Origin of the sequence: Enterobacter cloacae complex sp. P18RS, assembly GCF_014982105.1 — a bacterium.
Lineage (GTDB): Bacteria > Pseudomonadota > Gammaproteobacteria > Enterobacterales > Enterobacteriaceae > Enterobacter > Enterobacter hormaechei_C.
This window is the reverse complement of sequence record NZ_JADCKV010000053.1, coordinates 1-1,051: the sequence shown is the minus strand read 5'-3', so window position 1 is coordinate 1,051 and position 1,051 is coordinate 1. Positions and strand designations below refer to the sequence as shown.

1 protein-coding gene is annotated in these 1,051 nt (G+C 63.0%); it reads left to right on the top strand.

Features of this window, described 5'->3' with window-relative positions:
* A partial coding sequence (locus INF61_RS22635) for a type VI secretion system tip protein TssI/VgrG (protein WP_193548146.1) occupies nt 1–1,051 on the top strand: 1,051 nt, incomplete at both ends.

Sequence of the window (1,051 nt, the reverse complement as noted above, 5' to 3'; positions counted from 1 at the left end):
TTATTACCCCCCGCTATATCAACGGCAAGGTGACGCGCGTGGCGGTGAGCGCCGTGGAGCTGACGGGCACCCGCTATGCGGTGTACCAGCTGACGGTGGAGCCGGACCTATGGCCGATGAAACGCGACCGTAACCTGCGTATCTTCCAGGGCCAGACGGTACCGCAGATTGTCAAAACCCTGCTGGGTGAGCATCAGGTTAACCTCGAAGACAAACTTACCGGCAGCTACCGGGTGTGGGACTACTGCGTGCAGTATCAGGAATCGAGCCTGGACTTTATCAGCCGCCTGATGGAGCTGGAGGGGATTGCGTACTACTTCAGCCACGAGGCGGACAAGCATACCCTGGTACTGACCGACGCCGCGACCCAGCACCAGCCGTTCAGCGGCTATGAGGTCATTCCTTACCATCAGACGCCGTCCGGCGGCAGTACGGATGAAGAGGGCATCAGCCAGTGGGCGCTGGAGGACAGCGTCACGCCGGGAATTTACAGCCTCGACGACTATGACTTCCGCAAGCCGAACGCGTGGCTGTTCCAGGCGCAGCAGAACCCGGCGTCACCGAAACCGGGCAGCATCGACGTGTACGACTGGCCGGGCCGCTTTGTGGAGACAGGGCATGCGGAGTTCTACGCCCGCATCCGTCAGGAGCGCTGGCAGGTGGAGCATCAGCAGATTCAGGCGACGGCCACGGCGGCGGGCATTGCGCCGGGCCACATCTTTACCCTGACCAACGCGCCGTTCTTCAGTGACAACGGCGAGTATCTGGTGACGGCGGCGGGTTACCACTTCGAGGAGAACCGCTACGCGAGCGGTGAGGGGGAAACCATTCACCGCACCGATTTCACCGTTATCCCGGCGTCGGTGTCCTACCGTCCGGCGCAGAGCACGGCGTGGCCGCGCACCTACGGCCCGCAGACGGCGAAAGTGGTCGGGCCGCAGGGCGAGAGTATCTGGACGGACAAATACGGCCGGGTGAAGGTGAAGTTCCACTGGGACCGTCTGGCGAAAGGCGATGACACCAGCTCCTGCTGGGTGCGCGTGTCGAGCGC